Annotated in this window: 17 protein-coding genes and 1 tRNA gene; 8 read left to right on the forward strand and 10 right to left on the reverse strand. The window is 41.6% G+C overall.

The window, feature by feature from the left end; translation table 11 throughout:
- Nucleotides 1-1066: 1066 nt before the first annotated feature.
- The 4 genes from IM792_RS11950 to IM792_RS11965 all read left to right on the forward strand — a co-directional run bounded on the left by IM792_RS11950 (nucleotide 1067) and on the right by IM792_RS11965 (nucleotide 4505).
- Nucleotides 1067-2635, forward strand: coding sequence for a hypothetical protein (locus tag IM792_RS11950; protein ID WP_194102101.1), 1569 nt, complete (start codon nucleotides 1067-1069; stop codon nucleotides 2633-2635).
- Nucleotides 2636-2644: 9 nt separating this feature from the next.
- The gene (locus IM792_RS11955; protein ID WP_194102102.1) at nucleotides 2645-3367 is read left to right on the forward strand and encodes a hypothetical protein; all 723 of its coding nucleotides are present in this window, start codon (nucleotides 2645-2647) and stop codon (nucleotides 3365-3367) included.
- 317 nt (nucleotides 3368-3684) lie between these two features.
- Nucleotides 3685-3963 (forward strand): hypothetical protein, encoded by a 279-nt coding sequence (locus tag IM792_RS11960; RefSeq protein ID WP_194102103.1) that lies wholly within the window; start codon nucleotides 3685-3687, stop codon nucleotides 3961-3963.
- Entirely contained in the window at nucleotides 3960-4505 is a 546-nt protein-coding gene (locus IM792_RS11965) for a hypothetical protein (RefSeq protein WP_194102104.1), read from the forward strand. Before IM792_RS11960 ends, IM792_RS11965 begins: the two co-directional genes overlap by 4 nt.
- An 849-nt stretch (nucleotides 4506-5354) precedes the next feature.
- On the opposite strand, the gene IM792_RS11970 is transcribed toward IM792_RS11965, so the two are convergent.
- On the reverse strand, nucleotides 5355-5987 hold the full coding sequence (locus IM792_RS11970) for a hypothetical protein (RefSeq protein ID WP_194102105.1): 633 nt from the start codon (nucleotides 5985-5987) through the stop codon (nucleotides 5355-5357).
- Nucleotides 5988-6345: 358 nt separating this feature from the next.
- On the opposite strand from IM792_RS11970, the gene IM792_RS11975 reads away from it, so the two are divergent.
- Complete coding sequence (locus IM792_RS11975; protein ID WP_194102106.1) at nucleotides 6346-6585, forward strand: hypothetical protein; 240 nt, start codon at nucleotides 6346-6348, stop codon at nucleotides 6583-6585.
- Between the two features lie 172 nt (nucleotides 6586-6757).
- On the opposite strand, the gene IM792_RS11980 is transcribed toward IM792_RS11975, so the two are convergent.
- The 5 genes from IM792_RS11980 to IM792_RS12005 form a co-directional block, all read right to left on the reverse strand.
- Complete coding sequence (locus tag IM792_RS11980) at nucleotides 6758-7009, reverse strand: hypothetical protein (RefSeq protein ID WP_194102107.1); 252 nt, start codon at nucleotides 7007-7009, stop codon at nucleotides 6758-6760.
- Nucleotides 7010-7090: 81 nt separating this feature from the next.
- On the reverse strand, nucleotides 7091-7390 hold the full coding sequence (locus IM792_RS11985; protein ID WP_194102108.1) for a helix-turn-helix transcriptional regulator: 300 nt from the start codon (nucleotides 7388-7390) through the stop codon (nucleotides 7091-7093).
- Nucleotides 7374-7712 (reverse strand): type II toxin-antitoxin system RelE/ParE family toxin, encoded by a 339-nt coding sequence (locus IM792_RS11990; protein WP_194102109.1) that lies wholly within the window; start codon nucleotides 7710-7712, stop codon nucleotides 7374-7376. Before IM792_RS11990 ends, IM792_RS11985 begins: the two co-directional genes overlap by 17 nt.
- A gap of 465 nt (nucleotides 7713-8177) precedes the next feature.
- Complete coding sequence (locus IM792_RS12000; RefSeq protein ID WP_194102111.1) at nucleotides 8178-9371, reverse strand: site-specific integrase; 1194 nt, start codon at nucleotides 9369-9371, stop codon at nucleotides 8178-8180.
- A gap of 314 nt (nucleotides 9372-9685) precedes the next feature.
- Nucleotides 9686-9759 (reverse strand) — tRNA-Ile (locus IM792_RS12005).
- 64 nt (nucleotides 9760-9823) lie between these two features.
- Here IM792_RS12005 and IM792_RS12010 point away from each other — a divergent pair.
- Nucleotides 9824-10456: an HAD family phosphatase gene (locus IM792_RS12010; protein ID WP_194102113.1), complete on the forward strand. Its 633-nt coding sequence runs from the start codon at nucleotides 9824-9826 to the stop codon at nucleotides 10454-10456.
- Here IM792_RS12010 and IM792_RS12015 read toward each other — a convergent pair.
- The 3 genes from IM792_RS12015 to IM792_RS12025 all read right to left on the reverse strand — a co-directional run bounded on the left by IM792_RS12015 (nucleotide 10448) and on the right by IM792_RS12025 (nucleotide 13645).
- Nucleotides 10448-11746, reverse strand: a complete 1299-nt coding sequence (locus tag IM792_RS12015; RefSeq protein ID WP_194102115.1) for a HAMP domain-containing sensor histidine kinase — start codon at nucleotides 11744-11746, stop codon at nucleotides 10448-10450. The two genes, IM792_RS12010 and IM792_RS12015, sit on opposite strands and share 9 nt — an antisense overlap.
- Nucleotide 11747: 1 nt before the next feature.
- A complete protein-coding gene (locus IM792_RS12020) occupies nucleotides 11748-12311 on the reverse strand; it encodes a carboxymuconolactone decarboxylase family protein (RefSeq protein WP_194102116.1) in 564 nt (187 codons plus the stop codon).
- A 128-nt stretch (nucleotides 12312-12439) separates the two neighbouring features.
- Nucleotides 12440-13645 carry a proline dehydrogenase family protein gene (locus IM792_RS12025; RefSeq protein ID WP_194102117.1) on the reverse strand — a complete coding sequence of 402 codons (1206 nt, stop codon included), beginning with the start codon at nucleotides 13643-13645 and terminating at the stop codon, nucleotides 12440-12442.
- Nucleotides 13646-13717: 72 nt separating this feature from the next.
- On the opposite strand from IM792_RS12025, the gene IM792_RS12030 reads away from it, so the two are divergent.
- Nucleotides 13718-13924, forward strand: coding sequence for an RNA-binding S4 domain-containing protein (locus tag IM792_RS12030; RefSeq protein WP_194102118.1), 207 nt, complete (start codon nucleotides 13718-13720; stop codon nucleotides 13922-13924).
- A gap of 3 nt (nucleotides 13925-13927) precedes the next feature.
- Nucleotides 13928-14986 carry a 3-dehydroquinate synthase gene (gene aroB, locus IM792_RS12035; protein ID WP_194102119.1) on the forward strand — a complete coding sequence of 353 codons (1059 nt, stop codon included), beginning with the start codon at nucleotides 13928-13930 and terminating at the stop codon, nucleotides 14984-14986.
- Nucleotides 14987-15112: 126 nt separating this feature from the next.
- Here aroB and IM792_RS12040 read toward each other — a convergent pair whose 3' ends face one another.
- On the reverse strand, nucleotides 15113-15295 hold the full coding sequence (locus tag IM792_RS12040; protein WP_194102120.1) for a hypothetical protein: 183 nt from the start codon (nucleotides 15293-15295) through the stop codon (nucleotides 15113-15115).
- Nucleotides 15296-15341: the final 46 nt, after the last annotated feature.

Consider the following 15341-nt stretch of genomic DNA (forward strand, 5'->3'; position numbering starts at 1 on the left):
TTTAATCATTGTTAGGAATGGTCGTTTTATTATTAAGAATCAGATCATTGCTTAACCGGAGAGAATTATCTTAATAGTGTGATGAACCCTTTGATTTCGGACAGCCCGTTCCCAGGTCGAACAAGATAGTAATAAGTGCCGGCGGGAAGAGGTTTGCCTTGGTGATTGCCATCCCAGGCCAGGACGTGATCTGTCGAAAAAAATAGCAATTGACCATAACGATTAAATATGGTGACCGACGCACCCTGGATATTGAGACAAGCCGTCGATTTTCCATTGGTCATTGATCCCGTCGCCGTTCGGCGTAAATGTATTTACGATTTCCAGTTTAGGAAGTACGTTTACCCGAATGTTTGCGTAAGCGATGCAGCCTCCCTGTGACAACTATAGGGTGTAGTTCATTGTTTTTGCTGGGTCGGCGATCGGTCGCTGCCCTTCTGCGTCACTTAGTCCGCTTGCAGGGGACCAACGATATTTGATTCCTGTGCTTGTTGATTTAGGATCGAGTACCACATGGCCCTCTATGACAAATACTTCCTGGGCAGTAGGGTAACCGGAGGGGGCAGGACTTGGACCGATCGTTTTGCGGAATCTACACAGCCGCTCACTGAGCGGAAATAATAAACGATCCGATGAGTACCAAGACCAGCCATCTGCGGATCAAAGCGGCCGTCAGCATTGACCCCTGCGCCACTGTAATATCCTTGTCCCGGCACTGCAGAGCTTTCCCGCCCCTGATCGAGTATGACAGGTTGGCTATCCACGCAAATGTCTGGAATGGAAACCAGTTCAGCTATTGGTTTCTGATAGACATGGATAATGTGGGTACGGACCACCTTACACGACCCGATCTGCTACTTCCTAAAGCTATCGAAACGATATCAAACATCGCAGTTTTATATCAAGGAGCTGATAATGAAAACAAAAGAGCTATAGTTGGTTCGATGTACCCCGAATGAAGTAAACACCAATTATTTGATTTATAATATTTTATACTATATTTACTAACATTGAATACAGTATTATTCAACGCCTAAAATCCTTCTAAAAATATCACAATTAAACAATGAGAAAACTATCATTGCTAACCCTCTTGATGTTTGTATTAGCAGGTCATCTGCTTGGGCAGGATGTCAACAATTTTCCTGTAGGAACCCCAACTATAAAGTATGACCTAAAATCTAAAAAACTGGAAGGTAAAATCCCTATAGACCATCCATTTATTTTTAGCATTTCCGGTATAAATGGTAAGGCCATAAATGCAATAGAAATATTTAAAGTATACTATGAAGATGGGATCAGAAAACTTGACAGTGGCAAAGCAAGTTTGATCGTCAGCAAAAGAGATCGTTTGATAGAAGACAACGGTATTAGTATTGCACTTCCAGCTTTTCGTGGTAATAAAGATTTCGACATCCTACTAACAAAGCCTATTTCGGATAATGTCCGGGAGGAAATATTGGAACTTAACAAAATCTTGCACAAGATGCCTGCAGCGACCGATGCTGAACTTAAAGCGAATGATTCCTTAAACAAGAAAGCAAGAAGCATTTTTGACCAGATTAACGATTTCGCTCCTAACGTCCAAAATCGATATTTCAGTGATGATTCCACTTTATTGCAAATAAAGTCCAAAATATATGATCGCGCTAAGCCATCCTATAATATTTTAACAAATCCATTGCCAGTTACGGTATATGTCCGTCAAGATTACCTACTACAATCTGAAGTGACGACCATAGCTAATGCAATTGATAAAACTTCTCCCGTCTATAAAAGATTATTCATTATTCAAAAACTAGTTAATGACACTACTTTTCTTCCAATTTCAAGGGGGCATTATGGAGTGGATTATAAATATCCTTTACTAAAAAATCAGATAGATACTTTTGCTTTCAAAAAAAGAATAGAAAATCTAAATGCTACAACCAATTACCTGGATTCTCTTCACAATGAAGTAACATTTGTTCAAGCACAATCACCATTGATTTTTGATTTAATTGAAAAAAAGATCAGATTGTTACTCGATGCATCCATTGCCAATCAAAAGTCAATTACCAAATATTTCGCAAAAATAAATGAGGCTATAGATACGGTATATAAAGAACAACCTATCTGGATTACAGCAACGAGTAACGTCGACGATTTGAATGCAAAAGGAGGTCGAATATTTGCGTTGGATGCGGGTATCATGTCATTAGGCGCGTTTGATAACAATAATCATTTTACCACTATCCCCAAGTTATTTCTTGGTCTGAATATTTTCTTTAAACCGTACGATAAAAACATATCATCGAAGTATAGTATCAAAAGAAAACCCACTAAGAAGGAAACCCACAGTTTGGAAAGCTACCGGTCTATTTGGAACAAATTATGTCTTACTGCCGGTTTTACACTGGGTGCGATGCAAAATAAAGATTTCGACAATCTCACAAATGGTGTAGCCATAACCCTTGGCCCGAGTTATAGTTTTTTCAACGCAGCGAGACTAAGTGCGGGAGTGTCTTTTCTGCGTAGAAACACCACCAACCCATTAGCATCGGACAATAAAGTCATTCTGGGAGGATATGTTGCTATAAGTGCCGACTTAGACTTATTAGAACCAATCAAAAAAATCACATCTATCTTTTTTTAACCGTTCATTATGAAAAAATCAATTACACTAATACTTATTGTTTTATTCATGGGATGTAAAACGGAAAAAATCGATCCGAATAAGATAATTTATGACTTATTCATTAGTAATCGTACCCCACCGGCGAATGGGAGTAGCATAGTTGACATTGCTGTTCAATTAGATCCGACTGCTGACGACGATAAGAGAGAAGTTGTTTTTCATACATCAGCGGGCACATTCACAGGGAATAAAGACACGCTTTTTACTCGAAAAGCGGAATACATTGATGGCAAACTAACAGCAAACGTAAAGCTCTCTATTCCAATGTCACCGACTAAAATCTATCTGACCGTAAAACCAGCGAGTACCTCGAGATTTAATTCTTTTAATTTGAAGGATTCCCTTGAGGCAATTTTGGTAGCACCTGATAAAATTAAACTTAGTCCTTCAGCTCTTGCCGTTTCAACGGGATTCAGTGGGGAAGTATTATTAACGGCAACTCTTTCCAGGAATGGTGATAATGTGTCCCGAGGTACTAAAGTCTTATTCGAAGATTTTCTGACTAATGGTCAACCAGCAAATGGTAGATATAGAATGGTCAAAGCTTCATCGGACGCCTCATCAGTTGCAACTTGTTACTATTCCCCCAATTACTTGACTCCAGGTACCGATATCTTGATTAAATGCACTTATATAGACAATGTAAGCATAAAAGATTCTTGCTTTATAAATGTTGTACCTAAAAATTAAAACAATGGAATTAAATGACGAACACATGGAAGGGGTTAACAACCGCTTACCCGACCTAATCAAAAAATTCAATTCACTTCTTGACGAAGAGGGATTTAAACATTTAGAAATCGCAGACTTAGTTTTCCGACTTAGTCAATGTACCCCCCCAGGCTACTGCCCTTCAGGTATAGGACGATGGGTACGAAATAATCAAGGCGGTTTCGATTGTGTTTGCCAATAAGTAAAAGCCTTTTACATCGAGAATCAAGCTCATATATCAGTGAATTTGATTCTCATCTCTTCTTCTTTATCTCGAAATATTTAACCTTAATAATATGACCGATACAGATAAAAATAAAGATAGAGCACCAGAAGACAAAGAGATCAAAGTAGCAAAAATCGCGGCATGGCAGGCTATCATTATTGCAGTTATAACAACTGCCGGGGGATACTTTGTTGCTAAAATTTCGGCTGGCACATCTGACCAAAACCCTACACCTGTTAGTGTCACCCCAAAGCAAAACACAAACCTGGTAAACAAACTTCCAGAAGAAAAGAACTCCGACTTGTATGAACTGCGTAAAGACATCAGCATCTTTGATCTAAGACAATGAAAATCAACACCAGACAGCTTAAAAGATACAAGATTCAGCCCAGTCAACTATACCAACTACCTGCATATAAAAAAATCAAAGAACTCGACAATATTGTAATTCACTATGCAACTTCCGGTTACGCTATTGACATGCGGTGTATTACTAATAACTCAAAATTTTACCAAAAGGAAAAGCCCAGTAACCATGATGGCAAGTCTTACAAAGAATATGCTTTGGTAATTGATATAAAAGATATCCCTCTAAATCAGGAATTTTTAATAGTTGTAGAGGCTACTTATTGGAATGGTTTTAAAAATCCACTTGAAGAAGATGCTTCTACCTATACAGATGATGAAATTCACGGGCTCGACGAGTTAGGATTAATCATTTTTTTCCCAGAAAGTAAACCTTTTAAAAGCATTGAAAAACTGGAACGCAACAATTCGACGGGTGAAGAAAACACATATAGAGCTGTCGATAGTTATTATGAAGACAAAAATAAAAAAGTTTGTGTATTGGAGTATCAAGAGCAAGCATGCCAATCATCACTACCGTTTTAAATGGCATTGGTAATAATTAAGCTTTAACAAAGCTATCTCCCATATCAATCATCGTATAGCTTAATAACGTTATGCCACCATCATTCATTTCCGCGATATTCAAGTAGTGCTGCCTTTTCTTTGGCGCTACTTGTTTTATCCTATCGGTATTTAAAAGGCAATATTTCACATCGCTCGACCCGCGGCTACAATAACCGAACTCCTCGATCACTTTACCTTTAATAAGATAGCAACTAGACCTTTTGAAAGGCTTAAACTGAAATGACAGCAGAAAATGACAGGCATAATGATATTTTTTCCTTACATCAAAAAAGGCTAGCTGGCTCTGATCAACGCCTTGTGATATAAATTGATGCACCTCCCAAATAAAGACTTGTTTATTTTTGCTGGTAATTCGTAATACCCAAACACCGATCAGGATTTATCTTGCTTAAGGGGAATTCTGGTATGACATACAAAATCTTCGAGGTCAGCAAAGACACCGTTACGTAAACCCTCAAACGGTATATTTTGATAAATTCTATTTCCAAGCCTGCTATCCCTCAGTAACCCAACCGAGCATTAATGCCATATATGCAAACCTCTACCTCGCTATAGTTAAGGGAAAGTAAATGGATACAGGCACCCGACTTTTACAATTCAAAAAGATACAATCAGAGTGCGTAAAATCAACATACCCAATCAATACCCCGACAATAAATCCATGGGGACAATAGGTTTTAAGAAATAAGCTTTGATAACTTTCAACGGCGAACGAGCCTAAGTTCGCTTTAGAAAAACTGTAACCTGTAAATGCATTGACCACTTCCCTAATGTGCAAGGATATCGCTTCAATTTATCAGAGCCAAATTAATCAAATGGCAGTTCTTGAAGACGCCGTATGTAGCTCATAACGTGTTCATCAAAAAGTAAAGAGTTTCCGGGTATATCTGAATAAGAATTTGTAATATCTGCTCCTGATTTTTTTAAATGCAATGCACGTTGAAGCATAAAGCAGATGAGCAAAAAACTCTTATTCCCCCCTATGCTCAACCACTGGCCAAATACCTGAAATACACCAGAGAGTTGTGCTGACATCTCCTGTTTAAATTCATAGCCCGGAAGCACTAATGGATTGGCAAGATATATTGTCAGAAGCTGCACCTCTCTCCGGTAGTAATACGAAAACATAAATATTAACGACCATACCTGTTGCGGGGTCCAGGTAGTAACTCTTTTGGTAGAACCCTCACGTTCTAAGTAACCAACAAACGCATTTAAACTAAATTTCAAACATTCTTCCTTGATCACTGTGATATTCTTAAATACTGCAAAAAGCTGAGAGCGCTTGACCTTAGAGCTTACTACGATTTGATTCATGGTTAAGGATTCAAACCTATATCGATTTACCAAATATAGCACAGCATGTATAACATAGATTTTGATCTGAGGAACCGATTTTGGAGGTGCTTCTTTATCTATTTGTTTTTTACGTGTATTCATTACTTAATTAATATAAACAGCACACTATGATCAGAATATGTACTGTTAGCCCTGATAGTATAATATTTCCATGAGTTAATCATCACTTAGTAGCATAATCAGAAATGCAATCAAAATGGTAATGACGGTCAAAATAAAGGGGCGTCGCCAGCACAAGTAATTCCAATAGAAATTCAGCCATGTGCCGAGACTCCTTCTTTTTTTTGTATTGAAAACGTTCAATGTAAGTTTGCGCCTTGTGATCGGAATGATGCATTGTCCCAGATATCTATCGGCTGTTTGAGCAACCCGCCACATTTATGTAAAATCTCGAATAGTCCACATTATACGAGAATGTTTTGTTCTTGCACCTTTTTGCGTGCTGGCAAAGGGCGGGTTATGTATCTATCTCTTTCAGGATGCAGCCATGGCCAGGGAGCACCATCCCGAGATCCGGCTGGAAACCGATGCGATCGACGAAGTTTATAAACAAATTGTTGCTTCCCATCCTGAGTTTCTGCATCCGAATCTTAAGGCGGTTACACTTAGACCATGGGGAGCAAAAGAATTTGCGCTGATGGATTGCCAGCTTGGAGTGAGATTACAGCAGTGGTCGTAATTGGGAGCCGATGGCTATTTCAGAGATCAACTCATTTTCCGTACTCCAGCTCTTACTTCATACGGCCGGTTGAAAGCCTCTTGTTTAACTTTAAAGTGAGCTCCTAATTTGCGGATCACATCTTTAGACAGGCTTTTTTTGTAATTAAGAATATCTGATACATAACCTTTACTTACCCCAAAAGGTCAACTAACTGTTGTGCCTTTAAGTTATGCTCTGACATAAATGAGCGCAATAAGGCAATGGGGTCAAGTTCCGAAAGCGAATTATTTCTTTCGTCATACGTTTCGATCAGCAAGTTAAGCAGATCGATCTCATCCTGATCGAAGCTATTAATGGATGAACTCAAAAGGCCGTCCAATATTATGCAATATGAATCATATTGCGCCCGGTCCTTGATCACCTTGTATTTTAATCCGGCCATGTTTACGATTATAAATCAACAAAAATAACAAAAGTTCACATATTGTGAACTTTTGTTAGATAATCAATTTGTTTATGACGATCAAAATACCAAATGGAAATGGCCGTTTAGCCCCTTTTCAACGATATTCTGAAGTGTCGAAAAGCGTACATCTTTAAGGTTATTTTCAACTTTGGATATGTAGGCTTTGTTCGTACCGCACTTTTCTGCGAGTTGCTCCTGGGTCAAACCTTTTGAAAGCCTTGCTTCCTTTAACATCGTACCAATGATAAACGCTTCAGCATCCCTGTTATAAGCTTCCCGTTCAACCGTTCCTGGTAGGCCGAATTCTTTGTCCTTAAATTCGTCAAAGGTCGTTATATCCTTATTTGCTGTCTTCATACTCTTTTTTAATTTTTAAAGCTCTTTCAATTCCGTTAGCAGGGGTTTTCATAGTTTTCTTTTGAAAGTCGTTCATTAATACAACAAGCTTGCCTTTATCGAAAAAACAAAATATCCTGAAAATATTAGTTCCCGCCGCTATTCTTATTTCGAATAATCCATTCGTGCCTGCTATATGCTTCAAATATTTTTCAGGTACCCTTTCAATGATCTCAATGAGATCGATCACCCTTGAGATCTTAGCCAGAATCTTTGGAGAAAGTTCACTGGCAAAATCTAAAAAGTATCGTTTATAAAAAATTACTTTTCTGATCCGCTCCATACAAATTTAAATAAAGTTGCCCAATTGGGAAACTCGTTAGATAATATTTTTATAAGAAAAAAGCTGTTCGATAATGAGCACACTTACCTGAGCGGCCCGAGGACCTTTCAGGACACTTGAAAGCATAAATAGCCCTCCATTTGTAAATGCCAATGGAGGTATCTTTTTTGCCGCGGCAAGTCCGGGCGATATTTCATCAGCGACCTACTTCCATTCATCTTGGGTTAGCCAAAACATGAAGTCGGCTGGAAATCGTCTCGAATGCCTCGTGACTGTTTTATGAAGTGTAGAAATGTTTACTTCATATAAGGCGGCTGCGTCAAAATCAAGCACTACTGCCTGCCCACGCACCTTGAATACTTTTCCGGTCAATATTTCTATTAATTTATCTGGTGTTGACATACGATCTTTAATGATTAATAGTTGGGTTTAAGCAACTGTTGCAAAAATGCAACGCTTGCCTTTTTATTCTTCTTCGTTGCTAGTCTGTTTATTCTCAATGATCTTTTTGAGTTGCCCCATATCATCGCTGATCTTCTTTAGTAGCACCCAGGCATAGATCTGCGTGGTAGCGATCTTGGTGTGGCCCATCATTTTGCTCACCGTCTCGATCGGAACATTGTTGGAAAGGGTTACTGTGGTGGCGAAGGTGTGACGCGCAACCCCGAAAGTGAGCACTTTTTTGATCCCATTCATCAAACCGATCTCTTTCAGGTAACTATTCACCTTCTGATTGGACAGATTGGGAAACAGTGTGCCGGTGATCTCTGCCCGGTCCGAGCGGAGGTAACGATCCAGTATTTGCTGTGCGACAGGAAGTATCGGGATGTTGGTCGGCTCGTTGCTTTTCTGGCGAAACAATTTGATCCATTGCGCGCCATCTTCGCCGGCAGTGATATTGGACTCTTTGAGATTCATCAGATCTATGTAGGAGAGCCCCGTATAACAACTGAATACGAAAAGGTCCCGTACAATATTCAGTCGGTCCACTGCGAAATCTTTTCCCTTGATGGAGTCAAGTTCTTTTTGATTAAGGAAGGCGGTCTCGACCTTTTTGTAGCGGAATTTATAATTCTTGAAAGGATCACGGGATATCCAGGTAAGTTTGAGCGCCAGGGTCGTCATCTTACGCAGGCGGATCAGGTGTTTCATCACGCCGTTGTTGTTCATCGGCCGCTGATGGTCTTTGGGCTTGTGGTTCCGCAAATAGGTCTCAAAATCAATGATGAACTTATAATCGATATCATTGATCCGGATATCCGTCGTATTTCGCTTTTCTTTTAGAAATTTTTCCAGGTAGCGGCGTGTAACGGCGTAATGTTTAAGCGTGCTCCAGGTCAGGGCCGCTGCGGCCGTCTCGTAATGGTAATCCATCAATTTGCTCAGCGAAAAGGTTTCCTCAACTTCTTCTCCCTGGTAATAAGTGGTGATCGTGAATTTGACCTGCTCCAGGTAAGCATTGGTCTCTTTTGCTTCGGGGACTTTGATCTTCAGGCCGCCCCGTCCTTTGTCCCAGTTGTCAACCTTGACGTAGTGCTTGAGCGCAAAATGGATTCGCTCTTTGTTGATCGTTACGGATACGTAAACGTTGGTCACGCCATCCTTTGCCTTTTCTTTTTTGATGGTGAAATGCACACCAAATGACTGCGATGTTTTCATCTTTTTACAGTTTTTAAGTGAATAAATGAATAATTACCGCCTGAAACCGTCATTTTTCAGGGCGCAAAAAGGGCGCAGGAAAGATTTGAATAGCAGTCTTTTTAAGTCTTTTTTGATCTATATTTCAAGACTTAAATAACTGTTTAACAGTCCATTAACCAATAAATGCGCCTAAAATTAAAATTTAATTCCAGGGTGCCGGATTGGTGTTTTTCCCTGTGCATTCGTAAGGACTGAAAAGGATCAGAATAAAAAAAAAACCCTCTAAATCAGCGATTTAGAGGGTTGAGTGATCTTAAAAAATCACGTTTCAGTGCGCCCACCTGGGCTCGAACCAGGGACCAAAAGATTATGAGTCTTCTACTCTAACCAACTGAGCTATAGGCGCTGAAAATTTTGTTGATTTTCGAGGCGCAATATTACATATTTGTCCTGAATTAGTAAAGCAAATAATGAAAAATATTAAAAATATCATCTTTGATTATGGCAACGTTATTTTCAACATCAGCTTCGAAAAAGCGCAACAGGCTTGGGCTGAGCTGGGTATAAACAACTCAGCCGACTTTTTTGGTCACCTTAAACAGGATGCTATTTTTGATGCCTTTGACCGTGGCGAGATCAGCGCGGCACAATTCCGCGCGCACATACGCCAAATTACCGGCAATGCCAACCTTACCGACGCGCAAATTGACACTGCTTGGAACAGTATGCTGATCGGCGTAGCCGAGGGTACGCACGATCTGTTATTGCAATTAAAGGCCAAATACCGCACCTTTTTGCTCAGCAACATCAACCCTATCCATTACGATTTTATCATGAACTACCTTGAAAAGGAGTTTGGTTTTTTGGGGAATGACCATCTGTTCGAGAAAACATATTATTCGCACCTTACCGGCAAACGCAAGCCCGAGCCTGCCATATTTGAGCAGGTATTGCAGGAGAACGATCTGAAAGCTGAGGAAACGCTGTTTATTGATGATAGTCCGCAACATTTAGAGGCTGCCGGCAAACTGGGCATCAACACTTTTTTAATGACGGCGCCCGATACCTTACAGGATTACTTTAAGCGTAACAGCTTATTGTAATTGTTGCTGCTGATCAAAGGGCACCTTGATAATGAAGTAGGTATACTGCTTTAGCTTGCTCTGCACATATATTTCGCCGCCTAATGATTTTACCAGTCGGCGTACCACGTATAAGCCAAGGCCGCTTCCGGTTGATTCGGAGTGGCCGCGGTAATACATATCATATATCTTGCTAACAATGCGTGGCGATATGCCCTGCCCGTTATCGCTGAATTTGATCACCAGGTTGCCTTTAAAGCTGAACACATATACCTGTATCAGCAAATTGCCTTTGTGAAAGGTGATCGAGTTCTCGATCAGGTTATCCAATATGTTGATATAGCTGTGCGCATTGGCTACGTGTTGTTCGGTCAGGTTGATATCAAACAGCATACGGCCCCCTATATCATCTAACCTGTACTGATATTTATCGCGCAGATCGCGCAGCAATTGCTTAAAGTTAACCTCGGTTATCTGGCTCTCGTACGAGTAAGTGCTCAGTACGTTCAGCTTTGATAGCATGGCGTCCAGCTTTTGCACTACCTGCTGGCATTTGTCAAACAGGTCGAGCGCGTTCTGATCATCAGTAACCAGCTTAGCCAGGTTAGCCAAACCCATAATGTTGGCCAGCGGTGCCCTAAAATCGTGCGAGGTACGGTAAAAAAGTGTTAACAGCTCCTGGTTGGCGGCGGTTACTTCGGCGGTGCGGGTAGCTACTACCTGTTCAAGGTTGCGGTTAAGTTTTGTGATCTGCTGATTCTTTTTCTTGAGCTCACGATTGGTTTGCTCTATCTCCTGCAACAGTTCCAGTTGCAACAGTTTATTGGCCGCCAGATCGGCAATGCTGCGTATGAACTTAAAATCAAGATCAACGTGCATTACCTGCGATTTTGCCGCCGTAGTTACCACTACCGATTGATCTTCAAAATAAAATACAGGCAACGAGCGCACATACTTTATCTTCGGGTCAACAAACGTGGTTTTAGCTAATGGCAATACCGCTATATCATCCGCCGTGTAACTTACCGGCAAGCCATTGGCCAGCACCTCAAGCTCAAACTTGCGTATGGCATCCTTTTTAGGCTTGAATATTTCACACTCGCCGCGCGATACCTCAAAGCACCATACCTCATCACGGTGGCTGTGGCATATCCGCAAAATATAGGTATCGATTATGTACTTGGCATGCGCGGTAAGCGCCTGTCCAATATCGGCAAATGAGGTGGCCTTATTTAAATCAGTAGCGAAGTTTGATAACGCCTCGTAGCGCAGCCTTTGTGAATTCTGGAGTATCCCCGCGGTGGAATCCATATTATTTAGGCTCCATCAATTCGTTATCAATATGTATGCCCGATATATCGGCAATAGTATTCACCATATTAGTCAGGTCGGCAAGGGCCATTAGTTCCTGTACTTCCTGCAAACTAAAACCTTCATCGCGCAGCTCCTCAAAATCATCATCAGTAGTATTGCGTGGCGCCAGGGCACAACGGGTAATTACCTCGATAGCCTTGCGGTATGATGACGGAATATAGGTACTCTCCAGGTTATCGGTCAGCTTCAGGTCATCCTTACCGGTAAGCGCCTTGCCCAAACTATCGGCAATAACGCCATGCGTTTGCGCACAGTAATCACAACCTTTTAAGTTTGATATATTATAAATGATGAGTTGCTTTAACACAAATGGCACCGAGCCGCGTAACATGGTATTGCGGAGTTTCTCCCAGTTACCGCGCAGTACGGTGGCATTATTGCCCTGGCATTTAAACCAGTTTAATACGAACGGGATTCCCATCTCCTTCATGGTTTCCTCGTATATCAACTTCACTTCCGGACCGGCATCTTCGTACTCAACTAACTTAAATCTTTGCGACATATATATTAAGGGTATTTACACAATAAATCACCCCTTATCAGAAACGAAAACGGCTTGCTTTTCAGTAAATAACAATGGTAGATGTAATGGTTACAGCCAGGGCTGCTAAGTGTTCAGGATGATATTTCTCAGATACCCCTGCGTTTCTTTTCCTTTACAATGAGGCTCAATTCGCGGCCCATTTGCCCGGCAATGGCGGTGTTCTCCTGCGCGCGGCGAAACAAGTAAGGCAACACAGCCTTGATTGGTCCGTAAGGTACATATTTTACAACATTATACCCCGCGTTGGCTAAATTAAAGCTCAGGTTATCGCTCATACCCAGCAGCTGCGAAAAGTACACATGCGGATGCCTGTGTTCTATGCCCTGCTTATCCATCAGTTCGGCTAACAGGCGGCAGCTATTCTCGTTATGCGTACCGGCAACAACGGCCAGGGTATTTATATTTTCAACCGCATAACGCACGGCCTCGTCATAATCCTTATCGGCCGATAACTTATCGGGCTGAATAGGCGATTGATAGCCCATCTCAGCGGCACGCTTACGCTCTTTTTCCATATAAGCGCCACGTACTATTTTGGCACCTAAAACAAACCCCTCGTTAACCGCTACAGCATGGTCGGCCTTTAATGAAGCCAATTTATCATGACGGTACAACTGGTAGGTATTATAAACAATGATCTTCTCTTTGTTAAAGCGGCGCATCATGTCCATAGCCAGTGCATCAATGGTTAGCTGTATCCAGCTTTCCTCGGCATCTATCATTACAGGTACGCCTGCATCATAAGCCTTTTGGCAAATATCAAGCACACGTTGCTGTACCTTAGCCCACTCGGCCTGCTCATCGGCAGTCAATGTGGTGCCTGCATCCAGCTTCTCCAGCAATGAAAAACGACCTACGCCGGTTACCTTGAATACGGTTATGGGTATAGCCGGATCGCCGGTGGCGCGTTTTATGGTGCGGATGATCTCGTCGCGGGTTTCATCAAATACGGCTTCCTCGTCCTCACCCTCAACCGAGTAATCAAGAATGGTACCTACCCCGCCATCGTGCAGGTTTTTAATGGTAGCATCGCACTCGGCAATAGTTTCGCCGCCGCAAAACTGCTTAAATATAGTAGCCTTGATAATTCCCTTTATGGGCAAGCCAATATTAACGGCAAAATTGGTAATAGGCGGACCTATCTTCACCAAAAAATTCACATTGATAATGCGAAACAGCCAGTAAGCACGTTTTAGCTCAGCATTGCTTGAATGCCTGAAAGCCACTTCAGTATTATCAAAAGATAATCCTTCGGCGGGTTTAGCACTGCCGTTTGTATAGTACGAGGTCATATAAATGCAAAAATATAAAATGCTTAATTAAATCGTTCATTTATGGTGCAATAGTTTAATTTTGCCTCACACATGATCGATTTTGAACTACAGGGCGAGTACATCCCACTAATTCAGCTACTTAAAGCCACTAACCTGGTACAAACCGGCGGCGAAGCGCAAATTGTTGTTACCGAAGGCGAAGTAAAATATAATGGCCAGGTTGATTACCGCAAACGCCTTAAGGTTAAACGCGGCGACGTTGTAGAGTTCAGAAAGCAAACCATCAGGATCATTTAAATTATGCAAACCATACAGAGCGATAACTACCCTATTTTTTTTGAGAACAGTATTGATGAGCTTATAGCGTTTATTGAGCGCGGCAAATACAGCAAGTTTTTTGTTTTAACCGACGAAAATACCAGCGTACACTGCCTGCCCAAACTAACCGACAAGCTTAATACACTGGGTAATTACGACCTGATAGAGATAAACGCCGGCGAGGAAAGCAAGAACATTGACTTTTGCATTGGCGTGTGGAAAATGCTGATAGATTTTGAGGCCGACCGCAAAAGCCTGATGGTGAACCTTGGCGGCGGCGTGATTACCGATATGGGCGGCTTTGCGGCATCAACCTATAAACGGGGTATCGATTTTGTGCACATGCCTACTACCCTATTGTCGCAGGTTGATGCATCGGTAGGTGGTAAAACGGGTATTGATGTGGATGGCATTAAAAACATCATAGGCACATTTACCCAGCCAAAAGCGGTATTTATTGATACTGTTTTTTTGGAAACCCTGCCGCCACGCCAGATACTATCGGGCCTGGCCGAAATGTTGAAACATGGCCTTATACTGGATGCCGCTTACTGGAACGAGTTAAAGAACAGCGACCTCACTAAACCATCAACTGCGCTGGTACACCGCTCGGTAGTGTTGAAAAATGAGGTAGTGATTGAAGACCCGACCGAAAAGAACATTCGCAAGAGCCTGAACTTTGGCCACACCATAGGCCATGCCATTGAAACCTGGGCATTGAATGATAAACCCGACTCGCTTACCCACGGCGAAGCCATTGCCATAGGCATGATATGCGAAAGCTACCTGGCCCATAAAAAAACCGGACTAAAGGCTGAAGAACTGAACGAGATCACCTCCACATTCAATAAGCTATACCCACGTTTTAGCTTTAGCCGCGATATTTACGAGGAACTTTACAGCATTATGCTGAAAGACAAAAAGAACATGGACGGCAAAGTGAACTGTACGCTGCTATCAGCCATCGGCCAATTCAATATTGATAATATTTGCACCAAAGAGGAACTTTTTGAAGCGCTGGATTATTATTTAGCGGGTTAAGGTGTGTCATGCTGAGCCCGTCGAAAGCATTAACGGACTAGACTATTACAGCTAACCAAAGAAAATTCTGTAAATTCAAAAATTCCGCAAATTCTGGTTCAGACCACCTTCTGGTTTAGACCACCGCTACAAATCCTCACCTGCCGGGCCTTGCTCTTTGTTTGAACTTTCTGATTCTTCCTGCTCAATAGCATCGGTTTTAATGCTCTTGTTCAGCAGCGTATCGGTGCCGGTGTTCTCCCCTATTTCATCGCGGTGCAGGTCGCTATCGTCGTTGGTTTGTTTGATATCTTTTGGATCGTTATTCATGGTGTAGATGTTTAATTGAATAACGCTTAGTGGGGGTTTTGGTTTA

Origin of the sequence: Mucilaginibacter sp. JRF (assembly GCF_015223065.1) — a bacterium.
Taxonomy (GTDB): Bacteria; Bacteroidota; Bacteroidia; order Sphingobacteriales; family Sphingobacteriaceae; genus Mucilaginibacter.